Origin of the sequence: Sporichthya polymorpha DSM 43042 (assembly GCF_000384115.1) — a bacterium.
In the GTDB taxonomy this organism is placed as follows: domain Bacteria; phylum Actinomycetota; class Actinomycetes; order Sporichthyales; family Sporichthyaceae; genus Sporichthya; species Sporichthya polymorpha.
The window spans coordinates 2,922,927-2,948,121 of the sequence record NZ_KB913029.1; the positions used below are offsets into that span (position 1 = coordinate 2,922,927).

At 69.6% G+C, this 25,195-nt stretch carries 20 protein-coding genes and 1 tRNA gene; 19 read left to right on the top strand and 2 right to left on the bottom strand.

Annotation, left to right across the window (positions count from 1 at the left end; translation table 11 throughout):
• The first annotated feature begins 26 nt into the window (after positions 1 to 26).
• The 15 genes from SPOPO_RS0114275 to SPOPO_RS0114350 all read left to right on the top strand — a co-directional run bounded on the left by SPOPO_RS0114275 (position 27) and on the right by SPOPO_RS0114350 (position 18,151).
• A tRNA-Trp gene (locus tag SPOPO_RS0114275) sits at positions 27 to 99 on the top strand.
• 83 nt (positions 100 to 182) lie between these two features.
• Complete coding sequence (gene secE, locus SPOPO_RS0114280) at positions 183 to 437, top strand: preprotein translocase subunit SecE (protein ID WP_019875514.1); 255 nt, start codon at positions 183 to 185, stop codon at positions 435 to 437.
• A gap of 30 nt (positions 438 to 467) precedes the next feature.
• A complete protein-coding gene (nusG, locus tag SPOPO_RS0114285; protein WP_425424158.1) occupies positions 468 to 1,292 on the top strand; it encodes a transcription termination/antitermination protein NusG in 825 nt (274 codons plus the stop codon).
• Positions 1,293 to 1,343: 51 nt separating this feature from the next.
• On the top strand, positions 1,344 to 1,775 hold the full coding sequence (gene rplK, locus SPOPO_RS0114290; RefSeq protein ID WP_019875516.1) for a 50S ribosomal protein L11: 432 nt from the start codon (positions 1,344 to 1,346) through the stop codon (positions 1,773 to 1,775).
• A gap of 98 nt (positions 1,776 to 1,873) precedes the next feature.
• The gene (gene rplA / locus SPOPO_RS0114295; RefSeq protein WP_019875517.1) at positions 1,874 to 2,596 is read left to right on the top strand and encodes a 50S ribosomal protein L1; all 723 of its coding nucleotides are present in this window, start codon (positions 1,874 to 1,876) and stop codon (positions 2,594 to 2,596) included.
• Positions 2,597 to 2,747: 151 nt separating this feature from the next.
• Complete coding sequence (locus SPOPO_RS0114300; protein ID WP_019875518.1) at positions 2,748 to 3,836, top strand: SCO4651 family lipoprotein; 1,089 nt, start codon at positions 2,748 to 2,750, stop codon at positions 3,834 to 3,836.
• Positions 3,837 to 4,111: 275 nt separating this feature from the next.
• Complete coding sequence (gene rplJ, locus SPOPO_RS0114305) at positions 4,112 to 4,765, top strand: 50S ribosomal protein L10 (protein ID WP_028984787.1); 654 nt, start codon at positions 4,112 to 4,114, stop codon at positions 4,763 to 4,765.
• A 43-nt stretch (positions 4,766 to 4,808) separates the two neighbouring features.
• A complete protein-coding gene (rplL, locus tag SPOPO_RS0114310; RefSeq protein ID WP_019875520.1) occupies positions 4,809 to 5,198 on the top strand; it encodes a 50S ribosomal protein L7/L12 in 390 nt (129 codons plus the stop codon).
• Between the two features lie 84 nt (positions 5,199 to 5,282).
• A complete protein-coding gene (locus SPOPO_RS0114315; protein ID WP_019875521.1) occupies positions 5,283 to 6,245 on the top strand; it encodes an ABC transporter ATP-binding protein in 963 nt (320 codons plus the stop codon).
• A 304-nt stretch (positions 6,246 to 6,549) separates the two neighbouring features.
• Positions 6,550 to 10,038: a DNA-directed RNA polymerase subunit beta gene (gene rpoB, locus SPOPO_RS0114320; protein ID WP_019875522.1), complete on the top strand. Its 3,489-nt coding sequence runs from the start codon at positions 6,550 to 6,552 to the stop codon at positions 10,036 to 10,038.
• Positions 10,039 to 10,118: 80 nt separating this feature from the next.
• Positions 10,119 to 13,991 carry a DNA-directed RNA polymerase subunit beta' gene (locus tag SPOPO_RS0114325; RefSeq protein WP_019875523.1) on the top strand — a complete coding sequence of 1,291 codons (3,873 nt, stop codon included), beginning with the start codon at positions 10,119 to 10,121 and terminating at the stop codon, positions 13,989 to 13,991.
• Positions 13,992 to 14,121: 130 nt separating this feature from the next.
• A complete protein-coding gene (locus tag SPOPO_RS0114330) occupies positions 14,122 to 15,291 on the top strand; it encodes an LLM class flavin-dependent oxidoreductase (protein ID WP_019875524.1) in 1,170 nt (389 codons plus the stop codon).
• A gap of 38 nt (positions 15,292 to 15,329) precedes the next feature.
• A complete protein-coding gene (locus SPOPO_RS34380) occupies positions 15,330 to 15,827 on the top strand; it encodes a DUF4190 domain-containing protein (RefSeq protein WP_156869897.1) in 498 nt (165 codons plus the stop codon).
• Positions 15,824 to 16,186: a hypothetical protein gene (locus SPOPO_RS0114345; RefSeq protein ID WP_019875528.1), complete on the top strand. Its 363-nt coding sequence runs from the start codon at positions 15,824 to 15,826 to the stop codon at positions 16,184 to 16,186. Before SPOPO_RS34380 ends, SPOPO_RS0114345 begins: the two co-directional genes overlap by 4 nt.
• A gap of 3 nt (positions 16,187 to 16,189) precedes the next feature.
• Complete coding sequence (locus SPOPO_RS0114350; protein WP_019875530.1) at positions 16,190 to 18,151, top strand: hypothetical protein; 1,962 nt, start codon at positions 16,190 to 16,192, stop codon at positions 18,149 to 18,151.
• Here SPOPO_RS0114350 and SPOPO_RS0114355 read toward each other — a convergent pair.
• On the bottom strand, positions 18,141 to 19,283 hold the full coding sequence (locus SPOPO_RS0114355; RefSeq protein WP_019875532.1) for a mannosyltransferase family protein: 1,143 nt from the start codon (positions 19,281 to 19,283) through the stop codon (positions 18,141 to 18,143). The two genes, SPOPO_RS0114350 and SPOPO_RS0114355, sit on opposite strands and share 11 nt — an antisense overlap.
• Entirely contained in the window at positions 19,283 to 20,521 is a 1,239-nt protein-coding gene (locus SPOPO_RS0114360) for a glycosyltransferase (RefSeq protein WP_033385054.1), read from the bottom strand. The genes SPOPO_RS0114355 and SPOPO_RS0114360 overlap by 1 nt, the downstream gene beginning before the upstream one ends.
• 81 nt (positions 20,522 to 20,602) lie before the next feature.
• On the opposite strand from SPOPO_RS0114360, the gene SPOPO_RS0114365 reads away from it, so the two are divergent.
• The 4 genes from SPOPO_RS0114365 to rpsG all read left to right on the top strand — a co-directional run bounded on the left by SPOPO_RS0114365 (position 20,603) and on the right by rpsG (position 25,179).
• Positions 20,603 to 22,141 (top strand): phospholipid carrier-dependent glycosyltransferase, encoded by a 1,539-nt coding sequence (locus SPOPO_RS0114365; RefSeq protein WP_169577200.1) that lies wholly within the window; start codon positions 20,603 to 20,605, stop codon positions 22,139 to 22,141.
• Between the two features lie 22 nt (positions 22,142 to 22,163).
• Entirely contained in the window at positions 22,164 to 24,056 is a 1,893-nt protein-coding gene (locus tag SPOPO_RS0114370) for a hypothetical protein (protein ID WP_019875538.1), read from the top strand.
• Between the two features lie 278 nt (positions 24,057 to 24,334).
• The gene (rpsL, locus tag SPOPO_RS0114375) at positions 24,335 to 24,709 is read left to right on the top strand and encodes a 30S ribosomal protein S12 (RefSeq protein WP_019875540.1); all 375 of its coding nucleotides are present in this window, start codon (positions 24,335 to 24,337) and stop codon (positions 24,707 to 24,709) included.
• Positions 24,709 to 25,179, top strand: coding sequence for a 30S ribosomal protein S7 (gene rpsG / locus SPOPO_RS0114380; protein WP_019875542.1), 471 nt, complete (start codon positions 24,709 to 24,711; stop codon positions 25,177 to 25,179). Before rpsL ends, rpsG begins: the two co-directional genes overlap by 1 nt.
• Positions 25,180 to 25,195 lie beyond the last annotated feature (16 nt).

Here is a 25,195-nt window from a genome sequence, read left to right on the forward strand (position 1 = left end):
GCCCGCGTACGGCTCGCGCACCGCTTAGGGTCGTAGCTCAATTGGTAGAGTTCCGGTCTCCAAAACCGGCGGTTGGGGGTTCGAGTCCCTCCGGCCCTGCGCAACGAAAACCGGCGCCCCGCACGGGGCGTCGGACAACCTCCGCACCGCGGGGGCCGGGTTGAGGATCCAGGTGAGGACGAGTGACGGAGACCGCTGAGGCGACGCCTGAGCGCCCGGCATCCGACGGTGGCCGCGGGGGGCTCAAGCGCCTGCCGGCCCGCACCGGCCTCTACTACCGCCAGGTGGTCGCGGAGCTGCGCAAGGTCATCTGGCCCACGCGCAAGGAGCTGATCACCTACACCGCGGTGGTCATGGTGTTCGTGACGATCATGATCGCGTACGTCTCCGTGCTGGACCTGGGCTTCAGCAAGGCAGTGCTCAAGATCTTCGGGTAGGCCCCCTGCCCGACCTGCTCCACCGCTGACATCTCGAAAGGCTCTCCTGTGTCCGACTCGCCCCACAGCTTCGACGACGCCTCCGTCGCGGAGGACGCCGCCGACGTTCCGGCGTCGGCCGACGTCGAGGGAGCTGAGGCGGTCGAGGAGACGGCCGCTCCCGAGACCGCCCCCGAGACCGCCGCCCCCGAGGTTGCCGCCCCCGAGGTGGCCTTCGAGAGCGCCGAGGCGCCCGCCGAGGGCCCGAAGGAGGACGAGGAGGAGCTCGACCCGGTCGAGGAGTTCCGCCGCGCGCTCTACGCCGCCCCCGGTGACTGGTACGTCGTGCACTCCTACGCGGGCTACGAGAACCGTGTGAAGGCGAACCTCGAGAACCGCACGGCCAGCCTCAACATGGAGGACTACATCTTCCAGATCGAGGTGCCGCAGGAAGAGGTCGTCGAGATCAAGAACGGCCAGCGCAAGAACGTCCGGCGGAACAAGTTCCCCGGGTACGTGCTGGTCCGGATGGACCTCACCGACGAGTCCTGGTCCGCCGTCCGGCACACCCCGGGCGTCACCGGCTTCGTGGGCCACACGCACGAGCCGTCGCCGCTCACCCTCGACGAGGTCATGAAGATCCTCGCCCCGGAGCCGGCGAAGGCCGCGGGCACCAAGGGCACCGCCGCGACCAAGATCCAGGTGCTCGACTTCGACATCGGCGACTCGGTCACCGTCATCGACGGCCCGTTCGCCACCCTGCAGGCCACGATCCACGAGATCAACGCCGAGGCCCAGAAGGTCAAGGGTCTGGTGGAGATCTTCGGCCGGGAGACCCCGGTCGAACTGTCGTTCAGCCAGATCCAGAAGAATTAACACAGTCGGGGGGCTCCGCCCCCCGACGACCCCCCAGAAGAAGAGAAGCAAATGCCTCCCAAGAAGAAGCTCTCGGCGATCATCAAGCTCCAGATCAAGGCCGGAGCTGCGACGCCGGCGCCGCCGGTCGGCCCCGCGCTGGGTCAGCACGGCGTGAACATCATGGAGTTCTGCAAGGCCTACAACGCGGCCACGGAGAACCAGCGGGGCGACATCGTCCCCGTCGAGATCTCGGTCTACGAGGACCGCTCGTTCACGTTCATCACGAAGACCCCGCCGGCCGCGCGCCTGATCCTCAAGGCCGCCGGGATCGAGAAGGGCTCCGGCGAGCCCCACAAGACCAAGGTCGCCAAGCTCACCCGTGACCAGGTCCGCAGCATCGCCGAGACGAAGATGCCCGACCTGAACGCGAACGACATCGACGCCGCCGAGAAGATCATCGCCGGCACCGCCCGCTCCATGGGCATCACCGTCGAGGCCTGAGCGGCACCCGAGCAGGACCTGCACCACCGCAGCACACCGATCCACGTGGGAGGGCCGCTGCAGCCCGTCCGTACCACGCCTTTTTCCCAGGAGAAGTCATGAAGCGCAGCAAGGCCTACAACAACGCCGCCCCGAAGGTGGACAAGGACAAGCTCTACGCCCCGCTGGACGCCGCGCGGCTGGCGAAGGAGACCTCCACCACCAAGTTCGACTCGACCGTCGAGGTCGCGTTCCGCCTGGGCGTCGACCCCCGCAAGGCCGACCAGATGGTCCGCGGCACCGTGAACCTGCCGCACGGCACCGGCAAGACCGCCCGCGTCCTGGTCCTCGCCAACGGCGACAAGGCCGCCGAGGCCACCGCCGCCGGCGCCGACTACGTCGGTTCGGACGACATGATCGACCAGATCAGCAAGGGCTGGCTGGACTTCGACGCCGTCGTCGCCACCCCGGACCTGATGGGCAAGGTCGGCCGCCTCGGTCGCGTGCTCGGCCCGCGTGGCCTGATGCCGAACCCAAAGACCGGCACGGTCACGATGGACGTCGCCAAGGCCGTCAACGACATCAAGGGCGGCAAGATCGAGTTCCGCGTCGACAAGCACGCGAACCTGCACTTCATCATCGGCAAGACCTCGTTCTCCGACGTCGCGCTGGTCGAGAACTACGCCGCCGCCCTGGACGAGGTGCTCCGGCTCAAGCCGTCCGCCGCCAAGGGCCGCTACCTGCGCAAGGCGGTCTTCTCCACGACGATGGGCCCGGCCATCCCGGTCGACCCGAACAAGGTTCGCAACCTCACGGAGGAGACGGTCGAGGAGACCGTCTGACCTGCTCGCCAGGGGTTTGACCAGGGACTTTGCCCCCTGAATCCCGAAGCGCGATCACGATTTGGCCCGGTGCGGAACGCCGCACCGGGCCTTCTCGTCTCAGCAGAGCAGGCACACTGGGCCTGCGTCCGACCTGGGAGATGACCGAAACGTGAGTGCGCGCCGTACCCACCGCTTCCGCGCCGCCGCCGTGTCCACGGTGGCCGTCCTCGCCGTCGCCGGCCTGGCCGGCTGCAACGGCTCCGACAGCGCCACCGACCGAGCCGCTGCTGAGCTCGAGTCGATGACGCCGGTGCCCGCGATCCAGAAGGTCGCGGACGCCGCGGCCAGGGACAGCGCCGCCTACACCTTCGAGGTCACCGGCTCCGGGGTCTCGGTGAAGGGCTCCGGCGCGTACCGCGGCGGCGATCAGCCCGCCGCGCGGATGGTCTTCGACTCGATGAAGATGATGGGCATCTCGGTCCCGGCCGGCACCGAGTTCCGCCTGGTCGACGACGTGATGTACCTCAAGGTCACCAAGGGCGGCCTGATCCCGGGCCTCGGGACCGGCGCGGACGGAGAACCCGGCTGGATCTCGCTCCCGCTGGACGAGGCGAAGTCCGAGGGCGCGGACATCGCCGGCATCGACCCGACGATGGCGAACCCGGTCGAGCAGCTGGAGAAGATGCTCGACACCGACGACGTCACCAAGGTCGGCACCGAGACCGTCGACGGCGTCAAGACCACGCACTACCGGGCGAAGATCGCGCCCGAGGGCACCGGCACGGTGACCGAGAAGAAGTCCTCGACGCACTCGAACGAGCTCAGCCGCCAGCTGGAGGAGCAGCTCGAGAACAGCATCCGCGAGTCCATGGGCCTGTCCGAGCCCGTCACCGTGGACGCCTGGGTCGACGGCGACTACCGCGCCCGCAAGCTCGCGGTGACCCTGCCGATGTTCGGCGAGGTCAAGATGACGATGAAGTTCACCGACTTCGGCTCCGACGTGAAGGTCGACGTCCCGGCCGACGCGAAGAAGTTCGACGCCGAGGCCCTGCTCTCCGACGCGCTCGGCGGCGAGCTGGGCGACGCCTTCGGGGAGGACTTCTCGAAGCAGTTCGGCGAGGACTTCAACTCTCAGCTCTCCGAGCAGCTGGAGCGCTCGCTCGGCGAGAACTTCTCCTCGGACCTGTCCGAGCAGTTCGCCGAGCAGCTGCGCCGGCACCTGGAGCGGACCGACGCCGGCACCGGCCGCGCGAGCTGAACCCGACCTGACGGGACCGGGCCGCGGGGCCGTTTTGACCCCCGGCCGTCGGAGTCCGTACTCTGGCGGCAGCCAAAGACCGCAGGTTGTCACTTCGGTGACCGAAGGCCCCGTACTCCGGGCGGCCCGCGCAGGTGACGCCAGGTGATTCCACCTGGATGGGTGGAGGGTTCGCCTTCCTGCCCGTGGGACTTCCGCGCCCCGGCCTGCGCCGGGGCGTTTCGTGTGTCCGGGCCCGGAACCGACCTGCGGTCGCACCCGAAGGAAGGAGGGCCATGGCCCGGCCCGACAAGGCAGCCGCAGTGGCGGAGCTGACGGACGCGTTCCGCAACTCCAACGCGGCGGTGCTGACCGAGTACCGCGGTCTCACCGTGGCACAGCTCAAGGCTCTGCGGCGCAGCCTCTCCGGCAACGCCGAGTACCACGTCGTCAAGAACACCCTGACGAAGATCGCGGCCAAGGAGGCCGGGGTCGACGCGTTCGAGTCCCTCCTCGCCGGTCCGTCCGCGATCGCGTTCGTCAACGGCGACGCGGTCGAGGTCGCGAAGGGTCTGCGGGACTTCGCCAAGGCGAACCCGCTCCTGGTGATCAAGGGCGGCGTCCTGGACGGCAAGGCGCTGTCCGCGGCGGACGTCACCAAGCTCGCGGACCTCGAGTCCCGCGAGGTCCTGCTCGCCAAGCTCGCCGGCGCGATGGTCGCCTCGCTGTCCCAGGCCGCGGCCCTGTTCCAGGCGCCGCTGTCGAAGACCGCGCGGACCGTCGAGGCCCTGCGTGCGCAGGTCGAGGCGACCGGTGGCGCTGCCGCCGCCGCTCCGGCCACCGAAGAACCCGCTGTCGAGGCGTCGGCCGAGGCCGTTGCCGAGAGCCCGGTCGCGGCGGAAGACCCCGTCGCAGAGACCTCCGAGCCCGAGGCACCCGCCGAGAGCTGAACCCCCGAAGCCCACGCTCGACCGAATGGAAGGACCGCCGATCATGGCGAAGCTCAGCACCGACGAACTGCTCGACGCGTTCAAGGAGATGACGCTGATCGAGCTCTCTGAGTTCGTGAAGCAGTTCGAGGAGACCTTCGGCGTCACCGCCGCCGCTCCGGTGGCCGTGGCCGCCGCGGCGCCGGCCGGTGGTGGCGGCGACGCCGCGGCCGCGGAGGAGCAGGACGAGTTCGACGTCGTCCTCGAGTCCGCCGGCGACAAGAAGATCCAGGTCATCAAGGAGGTGCGCGCGCTCACGAACCTCGGCCTCAAGGAGGCCAAGGACCTCGTCGACGGCACCCCCTCCAAGGTCCTGGAGAAGGTCAACAAGGAGACCGCGGAGAAGGCCAAGGCTGCCCTCGAGGGCGCCGGCGCCAGCATCTCCCTCAAGTAGTTCTCCAGCACCACCAGCTTCACCGCACGGGCGGTCGCCGATCTCGGCGGCCGCCCGTCGGCGTTCCCCTTACACTTCGCCGCCATGGGCGTCGAGATCGACATCCGCGGGCTCACCAAGAGCTTCGGGCGGCAGGTGATCTGGCGCGACGTGACGCTCACGCTGCCGGCGGGGGAGATCTCGGTCCTGCTCGGCCCGTCCGGGACCGGCAAGTCGGTGCTGCTCAAGACCCTGGTCGGGCTGCTGCGGCCGGACGCCGGCTCGATCGTGATCGAGGGCCGGGACATCTGCCGGCTCAAGGAGCGCGACCTCTACGAGGTCCGCAAGCTGTTCGGCGTGCTGTTTCAGGACGGCGCGCTGTTCGGCTCGATGAACCTCTACGACAACGTCGCGTTCCCGCTGCGGGAGCACACCCGCAAGTCCGAGTCCGAGATCCGGGCCGTCGTGCGCGAGAAGATGGACCTGGTCGGTCTGGTGGGGGCCGAGGACAAGCTGCCGGGGGAGCTCTCCGGCGGGATGCGCAAACGGGCCGGTCTGGCCCGGGCGCTGGTGCTGGACCCGAAGATCATTCTGTTCGACGAGCCGGACTCCGGCCTCGACCCGGTCCGCACGGCGTTCCTCAACCAGCTCATCGTCGACCTGAATCAGCGGATCGGCGCGACGATCCTCATCGTCACCCACGACATCAACACCGCTCGGACCGTCCCGGACAACATCGGTCTGCTCTACCACCGCCACCTGGCGATGTTCGGGCCGCGGGAGATGCTGCTCAGCTCCACCGAGCCGGTCGTGCGGCAGTTCCTGAACGCCCAGCGGGTGGGTCCGATCGGCATGTCGGAGGAGAAGGACGCCGACGAACTGGCCGCCGAACGTGATACCGAACTCCCTCCGCTGCCCCCGATCCCGCTCCAGATGATGCCGAGCGACGGCGTCCCGCGGGCCCGGCAGCGTCCACCCGGGCAGTGGTGTGCGCAGAACGGGATCGTCCCGCCGGCGGGGTCCTTCGGGGGGTCCGACGTCGGGGTCGACCCGGCCGCAGCGCTCTGACCTGCACGAACGCGCCCCGCTGGCGCGTCCGGTATTGTCCGGATCCGTCCAACTGCCCGGCCGCGACGCGTCCACACTGTTGGCCTGATCTCTTGACTGGGCGCTCCCGCACCCTCATCCTTTCGGTGCGTTCGCGAGTTCTCGCGCTCGCGCGAGGGGCCCGTAGGTTCACCTGCGGCTCTGGACAGCGGTTTGCCGTGAGGCTAAACTGCCCCCTTGCGCTGTCTGCCGTGATCACCTCTGTTCTTGACACAGGTGGTTGTGCATGCGCTGAACCGACCGCGAGCCATCGGAAGGACCACTCTTGGCCGCCTCGCGCACCGCCTCGCTCACCCCCTCGGCCACCAACGCCCCTCGGCGCATCAGCTTCGCGAAGATTCGCGAGCCCCTGGAAGTCCCGAACCTTCTCGCCCTGCAGGTCGACTCGTTCGACTGGCTGCTGGGCAACGACCGTTGGCAGGCGCGCGTCGACGCGGCTGTCGCGGCCGGCCGCGACGACGTCCCGACCCAGTCGGGGCTCGAGGAGATCTTCGAGGAGATCTCCCCGATCGAGGACTTCTCCGGCTCCATGTCGCTCACGTTCCGGGACCACCGGTTCGAGCCGCCCAAGAACTCGATCGACGAGTGCAAGGAGCGGGACTTCACCTACTCCGCCCCGCTCTTCGTCACCGCCGAGTTCACGAACAACGAGACCGGCGAGATCAAGAGCCAGACCGTCTTCATGGGTGACTTCCCCCTGATGACGGACAAGGGCACCTTCATCATCAACGGCACCGAGCGTGTCGTCGTCTCGCAGCTCGTCCGCTCCCCGGGCGTCTACTTCGACAAGGCGATCGACAAGACGTCCGACAAGGACATCTTCTCGGCCAAGGTCATCCCGTCCCGGGGTGCCTGGCTCGAGCTCGAGATCGACAAGCGGGACGCGGTCGGCGTGCGCATCGACCGCAAACGCAAGCAGTCGGTCACCGTGCTGCTCAAGGCGCTGGGCTGGGACGACGCCCGCATCCGCGAGGAGTTCGGGCAGTACGAGTCGATGATGGCCACCCTGGAGAAGGACCACACCTCCACCCAGGACGAGGCCCTGCTCGACATCTACCGCAAGCTGCGCCCGGGCGAGCCCCCGACGCGTGAGGCGGCGCAAACCCTGCTGGACAACCTCTACTTCAACCCGAAGCGCTACGACCTCGCGAAGGTCGGCCGCTACAAGGTCAACAAGAAGCTGGCGCTGAACCAGCCGCTGCCGAACGGTGTGCTCACCGAGCAGGACATCGTCGCGACCATCAAGTACCTGGTCGCGCTGCACGCCGGCGAGACGGAGATGCCGAGCGCCCGCGGCAACGCCCGCGTCGAGGTCGACGACATCGACCACTTCGGCAACCGGCGTCTGCGCACCGTCGGCGAGCTCATCCAGAACCAGGTCCGCACGGGTCTGGCCCGGATGGAGCGCGTCGTGCGTGAGCGCATGACCACCCAGGACGTCGAGGCGATCACGCCGCAGACCCTGATCAACATCCGGCCGGTCGTCGCCTCCATCAAGGAGTTCTTCGGCACCAGCCAGCTGTCGCAGTTCATGGACCAGACCAACCCGCTCGCGGGTCTGACCCACAAGCGCCGCCTGTCGGCGCTGGGTCCCGGTGGTCTGTCCCGGGAGCGCGCGGGCTTCGAGGTCCGTGACGTCCACCCGTCGCACTACGGCCGCATGTGCCCGATCGAGACGCCGGAAGGCCCGAACATCGGTCTGATCGGCTCGCTCGCGACCTACGGGCGGATCAACCCGTTCGGCTTCGTCGAGACCCCGTACCGCAAGGTCAAGAACGGTCAGGTCACGGACGACATCGACTACCTGACCGCCGACGAGGAGGACCTGCACGTCATCGCGCAGGCCAACGCGCCGCTGAACCCGGACAACACGTTCGCCGAGGCCCGCGTCCTGGTCCGCCGTAAGGGTGGCGAGGTCGAGTTCATCCCGGCCGCCGAGGTCGACTACATGGACGTCTCGCCGCGCCAGATGGTGTCGGTCGCGACGGCGATGATCCCGTTCCTGGAGCACGACGACGCGAACCGCGCCCTGATGGGCTCGAACATGCAGCGTCAGTCGGTCCCGCTGCTCCGCGCCGAGGCGCCGCTCGTCGGCACCGGCCAGGAGTACCGCGCGGCCAAGGACGCCGGCGACGTCGTCGTGGCCACCAAGCCCGGCGTCGTGCAGGAGGTCTCCGCGGACTACATCCAGGTGATGGAGGACGAGGGCACCTACACGACCTACCGCCTGGCGAAGTTCCGCCGGTCGAACCAGGGCACCTGCATCAACCAGAAGCCCATCGTTCACGAGGGCGACCGCATCGTGGCCGGCGAGGTCATCGCCGACGGTCCGTGCACCCAGAACGGCGAGATGGCGCTCGGCAAGAACCTGCTGGTCGCCTTCATGCCGTGGGAGGGCCACAACTACGAGGACGCGATCATCCTGTCCCAGCGACTGGTGCAGGACGACGTCCTCTCCTCGATCCACATCGAGGAGCACGAGGTCGACGCCCGCGACACCAAGCTCGGCCCCGAGGAGATCACCCGGGACATCCCGAACGTCTCCGAGGAGGTCCTCGCCGACCTCGACGACCGCGGCATCATCCGCATCGGCGCCGAGGTCACGACCGGCGACATCCTCGTCGGCAAGGTCACGCCCAAGGGCGAGACCGAGCTGACCCCCGAGGAGCGCCTGCTCCGCGCGATCTTCGGTGAGAAGGCGCGCGAGGTCCGCGACACCTCGCTCAAGGTGCCGCACGGTGAGTCCGGCAAGGTCATCGGCGTCCGCGTCTTCGACCGCGAGGAGGGGGACGAGCTGCCCCCGGGCGTTAACCAGCTGGTCCGCGTCTACGTCGCGCAGAAGCGCAAGATCACGGACGGCGACAAGCTCGCCGGCCGCCACGGCAACAAGGGCGTCATCGCCAAGATCCTCCCGGTCGAGGACATGCCGTTCCTCTCGGACGGCACCCCGGTCGACATCGTGCTCAACCCGCTCGGTGTGCCCTCGCGCATGAACATCGGCCAGATCCTGGAGACCCACCTCGGGTGGGTGGCCAAGACCGGCTGGCAGGTCGAGGGTTCCGGCTCCGAGGAGGGGCAGGAGTGGAAGGACCGGCTGCGCGGCATCGGCGCGGACGTGGGTGAGCCCGGCACCAACGTGGCCACCCCGGTCTTCGACGGCGCCCGCGAGGAGGAGATCACCGGTCTCCTCGGGTCGACGCTCAAGACCCGTGACGGCGTGCGGCTGATCGGGGAGGACGGCAAGGCGCAGCTCTTCGACGGCCGCTCCGGCGAGCCGTTCAAGAGCCCGATCTCGGTCGGCTACATCTACATCCTGAAGCTGCTCCACCTGGTCGACGACAAGATCCACGCCCGGTCGACCGGCCCGTACTCGATGATCACCCAGCAGCCCCTGGGTGGTAAGGCGCAGTTCGGTGGCCAGCGGTTCGGCGAGATGGAGGTGTGGGCCCTCGAGGCCTACGGCGCCTCCTACGCCCTGCAGGAGCTCCTCACCATCAAGTCCGACGACGTGCTCGGCCGCGTGAAGGTCTACGAGGCCATCGTCAAGGGCGAGAACATCCCGGAGCCCGGCATTCCGGAGTCCTTCAAGGTCCTCATCAAGGAAATGCAGTCGCTGTGCCTGAACGTCGAGGTGCTCTCCAGCGACGGCATGTCCATCGAGATGCGGGAGACCGACGAGGACGTGTTCCGTGCGGCAGAGGAACTCGGGATCGACCTGTCACGGCGCGAGCCGTCCAGCGTCGAGGAGGTCTAGCGGTCGGCGGGGTCGCCCTCTCGGCGCCCCCGCCCCCTCCGCCGACCTGATCACTCTTTAGTTCGAGAACTGGGGACAACGTGCTCGACGTCAACTTCTTCGACGAGCTCCGCATCGGCCTGGCGACGGCGGACGACATCCGCCAGTGGTCGCACGGCGAGGTCAAGAAGCCCGAGACCATCAACTACCGCACGCTCAAGCCGGAGAAGGACGGGCTCTTCTGCGAGAAGATCTTCGGTCCGACCCGGGACTGGGAGTGCTACTGCGGCAAGTACAAGCGCGTCCGCTTCAAGGGCATCATCTGCGAGCGCTGCGGCGTCGAGGTCACTCGCGCCAAGGTGCGTCGTGAGCGGATGGGCCACATCGAGCTGGCCGCTCCGGTCACCCACATCTGGTACTTCAAGGGTGTCCCGAGCCGGCTCGGCTACCTGCTCGACCTGGCGCCGAAGGACCTGGAGAAGGTCATCTACTTCGCGGCCTACATGATCACGTGGGTCGACGAGGAGGCGCGCCACCGCGACCTCACCTCGCTCGAGGCGCAGATCTCGGTCGAGCGCGGTCAGATCGAGCAGCGCCGCGACTCCGACCTGGAGGCCCGCGCCGCCAAGCTCGAGGCCGACCTGGCCGAGCTCGAGGAGCAGGGCGCCAAGTCCGACGCCAAGCGCAAGGTCAAGGAAGGCGCCGAGCGCGAGCTCAAGCAGATCCGCGACCGCGCCCAGCGCGAGATCGACCGCCTGGACGACGTCTGGAACCGCTTCAAGAACCTCAAGGTCCAGGACCTCGAGGGCGACGAGATGCTCTACCGCGAGATGCGGGACCGCTTCGCGATGTACTTCGACGGCGGCATGGGCGCGGCGGCGATCCAGAAGCGCCTGGAGTCCTTCGACCTCGAGGCCGAGGCCGAGAAGCTCCGCGAGATCATCCGCACCGGCAAGGGCCAGAAGAAGACCCGCGCGCTCAAGCGCCTCAAGGTCGTCTCGGCGTTCCTGTCGACGCGGAACTCGCCGATGGGCATGGTCCTGGACTGCATCCCGGTCATCCCGCCGGACCTGCGTCCGATGGTCCAGCTCGACGGTGGCCGCTTCGCCACCTCGGACCTGAACGACCTGTACCGCCGCGTGATCAACCGGAACAACCGCCTCAAGCGTCTGCTCGACCTCGGGGCGCCGGAGATCATCGTCAACAACGAGAAGCGCATGCTGCAGGAGGCCGTCGACGCGCTGTTCGACAACGGCCGCCGCGGTCGTCCGGTCACCGGGCCGGGCAACCGTCCGCTGAAGTCGCTCTCCGACATGCTCAAGGGCAAGCAGGGTCGCTTCCGGCAGAACCTGCTCGGCAAGCGCGTCGACTACTCCGGCCGTTCGGTCATCGTCGTCGGCCCGCAGCTCAAGCTGCACCAGTGCGGTCTGCCGAAGGCCATGGCGCTCGAGCTGTTCAAGCCGTTCGTCATGAAGCGCCTCGTCGACCTCAACCACGCGCAGAACATCAAGAGCGCCAAGCGCATGGTCGAGCGCGCCCGCCCGGTCGTGTGGGACGTCCTCGAAGAGGTCATCGCCGAGCACCCGGTTCTGCTGAACCGTGCGCCGACGCTGCACCGCCTCGGCATCCAGGCCTTCGAGCCGCAGCTGATCGAGGGCAAGGCCATCCAGATCCACCCGCTCGTCTGCTCGGCCTTCAACGCCGACTTCGACGGTGACCAGATGGCCGTGCACCTGCCGCTGTCCGCGGAGGCCCAGGCCGAGGCCCGCATCCTGATGCTGTCCTCGAACAACATCCTCAAGCCGTCCGACGGCAAGCCGGTCACCATGCCGACGCAGGACATGATCATCGGTCTGTTCTTCCTGACCGGTGACCGTGGCGAGCTGCCCGGCTCCGGCCGGGTGTTCGGCTCGGTAGCCGAGGCGATCATGGCCTACGACACCGGCGAGCTGGCGCTGCAGGCGACGATCAAGCTGCGGCTGAAGGACGTCGTCCCGCCGCGCGGCTGGACGGCGCCGGAGGGCTGGCAGCCCGGCGAGCCGGTCCTGCTCGAGACCTCTCTCGGTCGCGCCCTGTTCAACGAGGCGCTCCCGGCGGACTACCCGTTCGTCGACACCGAGGTCGGCAAGAAGCAGCTGTCGATCATCATCAACGACCTGGCCGAGCGGTACCCGAAGGTCCAGGTCGCGGCGACGCTGGACGCCCTCAAGGCGGCCGGCTTCCACTGGGCGACCCGCTCCGGTGTGACCGTCTCCATCGGCGACGTCATCACCCCGCCGGACAAGCAGCAGATCCTTGAGGACTACGAGTCGCGCGCGGAGAAGATCCAGAAGCAGTTCGAGAAGGGTCTGATCACCGACGACGAGCGTCGTCAGGAGCTCATCGAGGTCTGGACCCAGGCGACCAACGTCGTCGCGTCCGCGATGGAGAAGAACTTCCACCGCACCAACCCGATCGCGATGATGATCGACTCGGGCGCCCGCGGAAACATGATGCAGGTCCGGCAGATCGCCGGTATGCGTGGTCTCGTCGCCAACCCCAAGGGCGAGATCATTCCGCGGCCGATCAAGTCGAACTTCCGCGAGGGCCTCTCCGTGCTGGAGTTCTTCATCTCCACGCACGGCGCTCGTAAGGGTCTGGCCGACACCGCCCTGCGGACCGCCGACTCGGGTTACCTGACCCGTCGTCTGGTGGACGTGTCGCAGGACGTCATCATCCGCGAGGAGGACTGCGGCACCGAGCGCGGCCTGCTCTGCAAGATCGCGGCGCCGGGTGCCGACGGCGTACTCCGCAAGCTCGACCATGTCGACACGAACGTGGTCTCGCGCAACCTGGCCGAGGAGGTCGCCGGCAACGGCGGCGTCACCGCGCCGGCGGGCACGGACGTCACGAACATCCTGCTCGACGACCTGATCGCGGCCGGGGTGGACACCGTGCGCGTGCGCTCGGTGCTGACCTGCCAGTCCAAGGTCGGCACCTGCGCGATGTGCTACGGCCGGTCGCTGGCCGCCGGCAAGCTCGTCGACATCGGTGAGGCGGTCGGCATCATCGCCGCCCAGTCGATCGGTGAGCCCGGTACCCAGCTGACGATGCGTACCTTCCACACCGGTGGTGTCGCGGGTGAGGACATCACCCACGGTCTGCCGCGTGTCGTCGAGCTCTTCGAGGCGCGCCAGCCCAAGGGTCTGGCTCCGCTCTCGGAGGTCGCCGGTCGCGTCCGTATCGAGGATTCCGACAAGGCCCGCAAGGTCGTCGTCGTCCCCGACGACGGCAGCGAGGAGCGGGCGTACCCGGTCTCGAAGCGGTCCCGCCTCCTGGTGGAGGAGGGCGACCACGTCGACGTCGGCCAGAAGCTCGTCATGGGCGCGGCCAACCCGCACGAGGTGCTCCGCATCCTCGGCCAGCGTTCCGTCCAGGAGCACCTGGTCGAGGAGGTGCAGGAGGTCTACCGCTCGCAGGGCGTATCGATCCACGACAAGCACATCGAGATCATCGTGCGGCAGATGCTGCGCCGCGTGACGGTCATCGAGTCCGGCGACGCGGAGCTGCTGCCGGGTGAGCTCGTCGAGCGTTCGCGCTTCGAGGAGGAGAACCGTCGCGTCGTCGCCGAGGGCGGGACCCCCGCCTCCGGTCGCCCGGTGCTGATGGGTATCACCAAGGCCTCGCTGGCCACCGAGTCGTGGCTGTCGGCGGCGTCGTTCCAGGAGACGACCCGTGTCCTCACCGACGCGGCGATCCACGCCAAGAGCGACCCGCTGCTGGGCCTCAAGGAGAACGTCATCATCGGCAAGCTCATCCCGGCCGGTACCGGCATGCCGCGCTACCGCAACATCCGGGTCGAGCCCACCGAGGAGGCGAAGGCTGCGATGTACTCGATGACCGGGTACGAGGAGCCGGAGTACGCCACCTTCGGAACCGGGTCCGGCGAGGCCGTCCGCCTCGAGGACTACGACTTCGGCGGCTACGGCAACTGATTCACGGCGTCACCGCGCCTACGGAGGCGGTCGTCCCCACGGGGACGGCCGCCTCCCTCTTTCTGGGGAGTACCCGCAGCGGGGCGGCTGCGAGAAGGTGGCAGTCCGACCAGTGCGACGGAGGACTGCGATGGACGACCGGCGGATGCGATTCGGAATCTTCATGGCCCCCTTCCACCCGCCGGGGGAGAACCCCACGCTGCTGCTCGAGGGCGACCTGGCGACGGTCGAACAACTCGACCGTCTCGGCTTCGACGAGGCCTGGATCGGCGAGCACCACTCGGCGGGCAGCGAGATCATCGCGTCGCCGGAGATCTTCATCGCCACCGCCGCCGAGCGCACCCGGCGCATCAGGCTCGGCTCCGGCGTCATCTCGGCGTCCTACCACCACCCGCTCTGGGTGGCGGAGCGCACGGTGCTGCTCGACCACCTGACGCGGGGCCGCTTCATGCTGGGACTCGGCCCCGGGTCGCTGCCGTCGGACGCGGCCATGATCGGGCTCGACATGCCCCGCACCCGCGAGCTGCTCGACGACGCGACCGACCTGATCGTGCGGCTGCTGCGCAGCGACGAGCCGGTGAACTTCGAGAACGACCGCTGGATCCTGCGCGACGCGCGACTGCACCTGCGGCCCTACAGCGACCTTGAGATCGCCATCGCCGCGGTCGCGTCCCCGTCCGGGCCGCGCCTGGCCGGCCGTTACGGCCTCGGTCTGCTCTCGATCGGGGCCACGATGGCCGCGGGGTTCGACGTTCTCGCCCACCACTGGGACGTCATGGAGGAGCGGGCGGCGCACTACGGGACGACCGTCGACCGCTCGGCCTGGCGCCTGGTCGGGCTGATGCACCTGGCCGAGACCAAGGAGCAGGCCTACGCCGACGTCGAGCACGGAATCATGAAGTGGTTCCACTACTTCCAGAAGGTGGCCGCGTTCCCGCAGATGGACGTCGGTGACGGCGCCTCGGTACGCGACCACATCGACTTCGTGAACTCCTCCGGCATCGGCGTGATCGGCACCCCGGACGAGGCCGGCGAGCAGATCGAGCGGCTGTGGAAGCAGTCCAACGGCGGCTTCGGCGCGTACCTGCAGCTCAACCACGACTGGGCGAACCCCGCGCGCAAGGCGAACAGCTACGAGTTGTTCGCCCGCCACGTGATGCCCGAGTTCCAGGGGCAGGCGTACAGCACCCGGGAGGCGGCCGCCCGGGCGGCCGCGGTGCGGCCGGAGCTCGCGCAGTCGAACCTCGACGCCGTCGCCGCCTCGACCGCGCGCTACGCCGCCGAGACCGGCAAGGGCTGACACACCGAGGACGGCGCCCGGTTCGGCAGGATGGGCCCATGGCGGATGAACCCGAACAGCCGCAGGCGGGTCAACCCCAGTGGGGCCAGCCGCAGGGCGGTCAACCCCAGTGGGGCCAACCGCAGTGGGGCCAACCGCAGTGGGGCCAACCGCAGTGGGGCCAACCGCAGTGGGGCCAACCGCAGTGGGGCCAGCCCCAGTGGGGCTCGCCGCCGGGATACGGGTACCCGGTGCCGCCGCGGAACTCCGAGCGGTCGATCTGGGTGGCGGTCACCGGCATCGGGTCGATCGTCGTGTTCTTCACGTGCTGCCTCGGGGTCGTCCCCGCGATCGTGGCGCTGTGCCTGGCCCCGGGTGCGCGGCGGGAGCTCGCGACCTCCGGCGGGAGCCTCACCGGCGACGGGCTGATCCGGGCCGGGGTGATCTGCAGCTGGATCACGATCGGCATCACCGTCCTGGCGGTGATCGCGTTCGTCCTCTTCCTGTCGGCGTGGGAGTGGTCGATCGGGGAGTCGGTCGACTGGAGCAGCACGTGACCGACGGGTCGGACCACGGCGAGCCCGAGTACGACGAGGTCGAGACCGAGGAGGTCGAGACCGAGGCGCTCCCGACAGCCCGGTCGGCGGCGGTGGTCGGGATGCTCGGCGTCGGGTCGCTGCCGGGGATGCTGTTCTGCGGGCTGGGGACGCCGATGGCGGTGCTCGCCCTGGCGCTCGCGCCCTCGGCCCGGCGGCAGGTCGTGGACTCCGGGGGACGCCTGGGCGGTCTCGGCGTGATCCGGGCGGCGCGGATCTGCAGCGTCGTCAGCCTGGTGATCGCGCTCGTGATGGCGGTCGGGCTCGTGCTCGCGTGGAACTGGCTGATCGACTACGCCCGCGAGCACAACGGCGACTGACGCGTGGTCGTCCTCTACCTCCTGCTCACCTGGCTCGGCGGCCTCGCCGTCGTGCAGCGGCTCTGGCCGCGCCTGCCGGTCCTCGCCCGCCTGGCCGGGGCGTTCGCGGCCGGGACCGTGCTTACCGCCTGGGTCGCGTTCGCGGCCGCGTGGGCGGCGCACGGCCTCGGGTCCGACGACGCGACCGGGGTCGGGGTGTGGGTCGCGACCGCGGTCAACGCCGCGCTCGTCGTCGCCGGGCAACGAGGCCTGCGACCGGCCGCGCTGCGGATGCGATGGCCCGAGCTGCTCGGCCTCGCCGTCGTCCTCGGCGTCGCGGTCTGGGTCATGCGCGCGCGGCTGTCCGGCGACCCGCTCGCGGTGTCCCTGAACACCTGGGGCGACACCTCGCTGCACATGGGCATCGCGCGCTCGTTCTCGGAGGGCGCGAACTTCCCGCCGGAGCTGCCGATCTTCGCGGGTGAGCCGATCCGCTACCACTTCGGGTTCGACTTCTACGTCGGGACGCTGGAGCGGGCGGGTCTGCCGATCGGTCTCGCGTTCAACGTCCCCGGCGCGATCGCCTTCGCGGCGATCTGCGTGCTGCTCGTCGAGTTCGGGCGGCTGTTGTGGCGGTCGAGCGCGATCGGCGTGATCGCGGCCGTCCTGTTCGCCACGAACTCCTCGTTGGCGTTCCTGCGGTACCTCGAGGCCGAGGGCGCGGACGGTCTACGACCCGGCACCCTCTGGGACCACGTCGGCTACGACGGCGGCGGGCCGTACAACGGCGACGAGATCTCGATCTTCATGACGCTGAACCCTTATCTGACGCAGACGCACCTGATGGTGGCTCTGGTCGTGGTGCTGTTCGCCGTCCTGGTGCTGCTGACGGAACTGCTGGCGGACCGGCGCGAGGACGGCCCGCTCGCCGGTCGGACGGCGGCGATCGGGCTCGGGCTCGGAGTCGGCGGGGCGTTCTGGTTCAACGGCATCGTCGTGGTGGTCGCGCTGGGGCTCGCCGGCGCGTTGTGTCTGCTGCACCGCGCGCTGCGCCGGTCCCTGCCGTTCCTGGTGACCGGGGCGGTGGTGGCGTTCCCGCAGCTGGTCTGGCTGAACGGCGGCTTCGGCACCGGCGGGTCGGTCTCGTTCCACCTGGGCTACCTCGTCGAGGACTTTCACCCGGTGGACCCCCGGTCGTGGTGGGACTTCGCGCGCTACTGGTGGCTGAACCTCGGGGTCGCGCTGCCGCTGCTGATCGCCGGGGCCGTCCTGTGCCGACCGCGGGAGCGCCGGGTTCTCGTCGCCGTGATGTCGGTGTTCGTGCTCGGCAACGTCGTCGCGTTCGGCCGGGAGCTCGGCGGCCACAACCACAAGGTCTTCAACCTGTGGGAGCTGCTCGTCAACCTGTTCGTCGCCTACGCCTTCGTGCGGTTCGTGACGTGGTTGTGGAGCCTCGCGCGGCCGGTGGCGGTGGTGGCCGCGGCCCTCGCGGGCACTCTCCTGCTGGCGTCGGGCGTCCTGGACTACCTGACGCTGAAGAACGACCCGCGCTACGAGGTGGTGGGGGACCGGGCCGCGGCCCTGGAGTGGATCCGCGACGAGACCGCGCCCGACGCGGTGTTCCTGACCGCGTTCGGCGAGGTGTACACGACTCCGACGCTGGCCGGGCGGAAGGTGTATCTCGCCGGCTTCCGGCCGTGGGCCGAGATCATGGGCTACGACCACCGGCCGCGTGAGCAGCGGATCGCCGCCGTGTACGGCGCCGCGGACTCCGCCGCCGCCTGCCGCGCGCTGGCCGGCTCGGGGGTCGATTACGTGGAGGTCGGCCCGGCCGAGCTGGGCACCGCCGCGTTCGACGCCAACCCCGGCCTGTTCCCGGGGGACTTCGTCGAGGCGTACCGCGACGAGGTGTACGCGTTCTACGACGTGGCACGGTCGTGTTCGGAGCCGATCGACCCCCCGACCGGCACGCGACTCAGTAGGTGAACTGGCCGCCGGCGTAGCGGTAGAAGAGCCAGCCCTGGACGAGGACGCTCGCGGCCAGCACGGGGACGAACACCCGGCGCGAGGCGGTGCGCAGCGCGAGGACGACGAACAGCGGCCAGAGCACGAGGGCGTAGCGGGGGAGGCTGATCAGCCAGGACGCCGACATCGTGACGGCGAAGGCGACCACGGTGAACACCAGGTCGCCGACCCGCAGCAGCCGCGCGCCGAGCACGAGCAGCAGGACGACGACGGCCGCGGCCACCAGGCGGCTCGCGAGGACGAACTGCAGGTGGTCGTTGCCCTCGGTGGTGAGGCCCTCGACCGCGTCGCGGATCGGGACCCACGGCCAGACCCGCTCCTGGTGCCAGTGGGTCCGCTGGACGTCGAGGAAGTGGAACGGGCTGCCGTGGACGATCTGATTGATGCTCAGGTAGATGAGCAACCCGGCGCCGCCCGCGGCGCTCCAGGCCAGCCGGCGCAACCGGACGCCGGGCGTTCCGTCCGCACGCAGAGCCACGAACGCCATCGCGGCCGGCACCGCGACGCCCACCACCCGCGTGCCGGTGGCCAACGCCCCGGCCGCCGCCGCCACCGGCCACCGTCCGGAGCGGAGCGCGTGAGCGGCGCCGAGCGCCCCGACGAGGAAGAGGGACTCGGTGTACGGCGCGAACAGGAAGAACCCCGTGGGCGATGCGAGCAGGAGCAGGACGGCCCGGTCGGCGGCGGCCCGGCCCGCGTAGTCGAAGGTCACCCGGTGCAGCAGGTAGCAGGCGGCGACGGCGGCGGCGAACGAGACGGTCAGCCCCGCGAGCACGAGGTCGCCGACCAGGAGGTCCACGACGGCCACGGCGGCGGGGTAGCCGGGGAAGAACACGATGAACAGCGGGTCGTCGCCGCCGCTGCCCTCGGGGCGGTACCCGACCTCGGCCAGTCGCAGGTAGTGCGGGGCGTCCCACGCCGACCACAGGTCGAAGAAGGCGCCCACCCAGTCGCCGCCGTGCCGGTCGACGGAGACGACCCCGATCACCTGCAGCGCCGCGCGGGCCGCCAGGCACAGCAGGGTGCACCGGAGGAGGAGCTCCCGCGCCCCCGGCGCGGCGGTGGTGCGGTCGCGAAGCCCCTCGAGCGTCATCAGGTGCGGCGGAACACCCAGCGGCGGAGCAGCAGGAACCGCATCAAGGTGGCGATCGCGTTCGCCGCCACGGTGACGGCGAGTTCGAGGTTGCGCCCGGGATCGGTGGTCGTGGCGTGGAGCAGGGCGAGCGTGCCGCTGGTCAGACCGAGGGCGAGTGCGAACACGATCAGGCCCTGAGCCTGATGCTGCGCCTGCCGGGCCCGGCCGCGGATGCCGAACGTGAACCGCCGGTTCAGCGCGGTGTTGCCGACGGCCGTGATCAGCAGCGCGGTCGCGTTCGCGCCCTGACCGCCCAGCGGGGAGTGCAGGGCGAGGAACAGCAGGATGTACGCGAGCGTCGAGAGCACCCCGACGGCCGCGAACCGGACCAGCTGACGGGTCAGCCCGGTGGGCACGCCCGGCGTGACAGGCTCCAGCGGGGAACGACCGAGCTGGACGCTCAGGTCGTGCAGGGGCACCTTGCCGCGGGCGAAGGCGCGAATCAGCCGGACGATGCCGCGGATGTCGTCGCGGGCCGTCGTGTAGATGTGCACGGTCGAGTTCGGGTCGTCCACCCAGTCGACCGGCACCTCGTGGATCCGCAGGCCGGCGCGCTCGGCGAGCACGAGCAGCTCGGTGTCGAAGAACCAGGCGTTGTCCTCGACGTGGGGGAGCAGGGCCTGGGCCACGTCGTGGCGGATCGCCTTGAACCCGCACTGCGCGTCGCTGAACTTCGCCGACAGGGTGTGGCGGAGCATCAGGTTGTAACTGCGGGAGATGAACTCCCGCTTGGCCCCGCGGACGACCCGCGAGCCCGGGTGCAGTCGTGTCCCGATCGCGACGTCGGAGTGCCCGGAGACCAGCGGCGCGATCAGCGGGAGCAGGCCGGCGAGGTCGGTCGAGAGGTCGACGTCCATGTACGCGAGGACCTGGGCGTCGGACTCCAGCCACACCTGGCGCAGCGCCCGGCCGCGGCCCTTCTCGGGCAGGTGGACCACCCGCACGTGCGGGTACTCGGTCGCCAGCCGCTCGGCGAGCTCGAGGGTCGTGTCCGTGCTCGCGTTGTCCGCGACCGTGATGCGGAACGTGTACGGCAGGTTCTCGACCAGGTGGCCGTGCAGGCGCCGCACGCAGGGCTCGAGGTCGATCTCCTCGTTGTAGACCGGGACGACCACGTCGAGCACGGGAGCCGGCGACGTCAACAGGCCCCCCTCGTTCGTCTGCGGTCGGCTGTCCTCAACAATGCTCGAAAGCATGGCGGACATCCGGTGCGGATGCCGGTCGGAAAGTCTGTCCAACGCGCCCTCCGGTGTCGACGCCGGGGCGAAGGAGGGTCGGTGCACGCTTCCACCCCCCGGTCCGCGACGGCGTCGTCGGCCGAGGGATTCCCGGCCCGGATACTTTCTCGGTTGCTGCGTGTCCCGACTGAAATCTACGTGCTCGCCGGTCTTGCGGTGCTCACGCGCTTCCTGTGGCTGACCCGGCCGCGGGCGATCGTCTTCGACGAGGTCTACTTCCGCGACGCCGCCCTGCGCTACGCGGACGGTTCGTACTACTTCGACCCGCATCCTCCCCTCGCGAAGCTGCTGCTGGCCGGGTGGGCCAAGTTGCTCGGCATCGACGCGGCGCACGACGTGCCCGAGGGCGCGACGCCCACCCCGGAGTCGCTGGACCCCGCGGTCGCACTCCGCGTGCTGCCGGCGCTGGCCGGCGCGGCGCTGATCGTCGTCTTCTACTACTTCCTCAAGGAGCTCGGCGCGGGCCGGAAGGTCGCGACGCTCGGGGCGAGCGCGCTCCTGCTCGACAACGCCCTCGCGCTGGAGTCGCGGCTGATCCTGCTCGACTCGATGCTGCTGTTCTTCGGGATGGCGGGCATCACCGTCTTCCTCGCGGCCCGGCGCAGTACGGGACGCAAACACTGGATCCTGCTCACCGTCGCGGCGTTGCTGATCGGCGCCTGCGTGTCGACGAAGGTGACCGGCCTGTGCATCCTCGGGGCGGTCGGCCTGATCGGCCTGGTCACGACGGTCCAGCATCGGGTGCCGTGGCGGCGTTGGCTGGCCCAGGCGGCCGTGCTGGTCGTCGTGCCGTTCGCGGTGTTCTTCGGCTCCTACGCGATCCACACCCCGCTGCTGCCGAACAGCGGCGACGGCGACCGGTTCATGTCCGAGGAGTTCCAGGCCACGCTGCGGGGCAACCCGAACTACGACTCCGACGCCTCGATGGGCATGGTCGCGAGCTTCTTCGAGATGCAGCGCGCCACCCACGAGTACGAGAAGGCGCTGAAGGACCGGACGCACCCGTACCAGTCGGACTGGAAGGTCTGGCCGTTCGAGAAGCGGTCGATCTACTACTACCTGGGTCCGGAGGAGGACGGCGGCAAGCACCGGTACCTCTACCTGATCGGCAACCCCGTCGTCTGGTGGGGGACGCTCGTCGGGGTGGCGGGGACCCTCGTCGCCTGGGCGTTGATGCCGGCACTGTACCGGCCGCACCGCCGCCGCCTGGCGATGCTCGTCGTCGCGTACGTCGGGAGCTACCTGCCGTTCGCCTTCATCGACCGGCCGATGTTCCTCTACCACTACTTCTTCCCGCTGCTGTTCAGCCTGGCCTTCGCGGTCTACGGCGTCGGGATCCTCGCCCGCTGGGTGCCCGACCCGGTCCCGGTGGAGGCGCGGAGCAACGTCAACTCCGCGGTCGCGGACGAGCCCGAGGGCCGGGCCTGGCGCTTCGCCTCCCGGGCGTCGCTGATCGGCTACGCCGGCATCGTCGCGCTCGCCCTGCTCGTCTTCCTGTGGTTCTCGCCGCTGACCTACGGATTCCCGCTGACCGACGCCCAACTCCAGGACCGCATGTGGCTCAACACGTGGCGGTGAGCCGCCCGGCCCGGGGGCGGCGATGACCGGGCTGCTGCTCCTCGCGTCCGCGCTCGCGTTCGGCGCCGCCGCGGTGTGGCGCCTGCCCCTGCGTTTCTACGTCTTCGAGTACGTCGCCATGAGCGTCGTGGTCGGCCTCGTCGGGTGGACCTGGCTGGCGTTCCTGCTCGCCCTCGTCCTGCCGGTCGTCTCGGCGATCGTCCTGACCACCGTCGCGGCGGCCGCCGGCGCGGTGGCACTGGTGTGGCCGCGCCGACCGCGGGCGGAGGGGTTCGCCCGCCTGGCCTCGCGCGGGGACCGCATCCTCTGGGGCGCCGTCACGGCTGTGACGGTCGTCGGGCTGGGCCGGCTGTTCTGGACCCACAGCCTGATCAGCGAGAACGACGGGATCTACAGCGCGGGCTCGTCCTGGGCGGACTACGGCGTGCACGCGGCGATCGCGAGCAACGTCGCGGAGTCCGACTCCCTGACGATGGACCTGCCGATCGCGAGCGGGGAGCGGCTGACCTACCCGTTCCTCATCGACCTGCTGTCCGGGCTGCTGATGCGCTCCGGCCTGAGCCTGCACCTGAGCTTCTTCCTGCCCGGGATCCTGCTCGCGCTCGCGATCTGCCAGCTGGTGCTCGGCTTCTCGCTCCGGCTCTTCGAGCACCTCGGCGCGGCCGTCACGACGCTGGTGCTGTTCCTCTGCACCGGCAGCGCGATGGGTCTGAGCGAGGCCTGGTCGGACTGGCGCGAGAGCGACCGGGGCCTGATCGAGTTCCTCGGCGACCTCCCGCGCGACTACACGACGCTGTCCGACAGCGGGGCCGAGGTGACCAACCTCGTCGCGCACGCCCTGCTCCCGCAGCGGACGATCCTGTTCGGCCTGGGCGTGGCGCTGGTGGTGTTCCGCCTGCTGCAGGCCTCCCGCATCGGCGGGGCCTCGCCGGTCAGCACCCGGCTGCTGCTGATCGCCGGCGTCGCGATCGGCCTGCTGCCGATGGCGCACCCGCACAGCTTCCTCGTGTGCCTGGGCGTGCTGGTCGTGCTGACGGGGGAGGCGGCCCTGGCCCGCCGCGGCCTGCCGCGGCCGCAGCTGGCGGCGTTCGCGCTCGCGCTGGTGCTCGCGCTGCCACAGCTCGCCTGGCAGCAGCTCGCCAACGATCACGGCACCGGCGGCCGCTTCCACTGGGCGTGGGTGAAGCCGGAGGGGCAGCTGGTCGGCGAGTTCTGGTGGCGCAACTTCGGCCTGATGGGGCTGCTGTTCCTCGTCATCCCGCTCGTGCTGCTCCGGCGGCGGGAGATCGGCCTGCTCCTCTGGTGCGTCCCGTTCCTGGCGGTGCTGGCCGTCAGCCAGGTCTACGCGTTCCAGCCGTTCGAGTACGACAACCTCAAGCTTCTCTACTACGTGTACTTCATGGGGGCGCTGTTCGCGGGCTACCTCGCGATGCTGGCCTACCGGGCCTCGCGGTGGACGCTGCTGGCCGCGGTCCCGCTCGCGGCGGTCGTCGCCGCCCCGGGGGCGCTCTCGATCACCTACGAGTTCGGGCTCTCCGACCGGTTCGCGAGCCCGGAGGACGAGGCCGTGGCCGCCTGGGTCCGGGAGTCCACCGAACCCGACGACGTGTTTCTCACCACGGACCGGCCGAACAACCCGATCTCCGCGCTCGGCGGACGGCCGATCGTCACGGGCTACATCGGCTGGCTCTACAACTTCTCGATCCCGTACACCGAGCGCCTCGAGGCGATGCGCGCCGCGCTCGCCGGCCGCGTGGACGACCCGCTCGTACGGAAGTTCGCGCCCGACTACCTGGCCGTTCAGGCGCAGGAGAGCGCGGAGTGGACCGTCGACACCGACGCCCTGGACGCGCTTGCGAAGGCCGGTCGGGTCGCCTATTCGAACCCGGGATGGACGGTCTACCGGCTCTCGTGAGGGCCTCCAAGAGCCGAAGGCGGATTCACTTTTGGACCGCTTCCCGCGTGGTGGTAAGGTCTCCCCTCGTGTCTGGGCCTCGCCCAGGCATGCGCGCGTGCGTCCAGCGTCCTGCGCGGTCTCCGGTCCGGCCGGCCTTCGTCGCCAGGACCGCATCCCGGTCGAATTTCTTTCCGGCAGGGACGTGTGGACGGGTCCGACACACCCGACCGCGGGGGTCGCCTCCGTTCGGACGGCGACCGCGAGAAGCTCAACACCTCGAAGAAGACGGAGAAGCGGTGCCCACCATCCAGCAACTGGTCCGGAAGGGCCGGCAGGACAAGGTCTCCAAGACCAAGACCCCTGCGCTGAAGGGTTGTCCCCAGCGTCGCGGCGTGTGCACCCGCGTCTACACCACGACCCCGAAGAAGCCGAACTCCGCGCTGCGCAAGGTGGCTCGCGTCCGCCTCACCAGCCAGATCGAGGTCACGGCGTACATCCCCGGCGTCGGCCACAACCTGCAGGAGCACTCGATCGTGCTCGTGCGTGGCGGCCGTGTGAAGGACCTCCCGGGTGTGCGCTACAAGATCATCCGCGGCTCGCTCGACACCCAGGGCGTGAAGAACCGCAAGCAGGCGCGCAGCCGCTACGGCGCGAAGAAGGAGAAGTCCTAATGCCTCGCAAGGGCCCCGCGCCTAAGCGCCCGGTCATCGTCGACCCGGTCTACCAGTCGCCGCTGGTCACCCAGCTGGTCAACAAGGTGCTGCTCTCGGGCAAGCGCTCGGTCGCCGAGCGCACCGTCTACGGCGCCCTCGAGGGCTGCCGCGCGAAGACCGGCAACGACCCGGTCGTCACGCTCAAGCGCGCCCTCGACAACGTCAAGCCGACCCTCGAGGTCCGCAGCCGCCGCGTCGGTGGCGCGACCTACCAGGTCCCGGTCGAGGTCAAGGCCGGCCGCTCCAACACCCTCGCGCTGCGCTGGCTGATCACGTACTCCCGCGCGCGCCGCGAGAAGACCATGACCGAGCGCCTCATGAACGAGATTCTCGACGCCAGCAACGGCCTGGGCGCGAGCGTCAAGCGACGCGAGGACACCCACAAGATGGCGGAGTCCAACAAGGCCTTCGCGCACTACCGCTGGTAGTAGGGGGAACGAACTC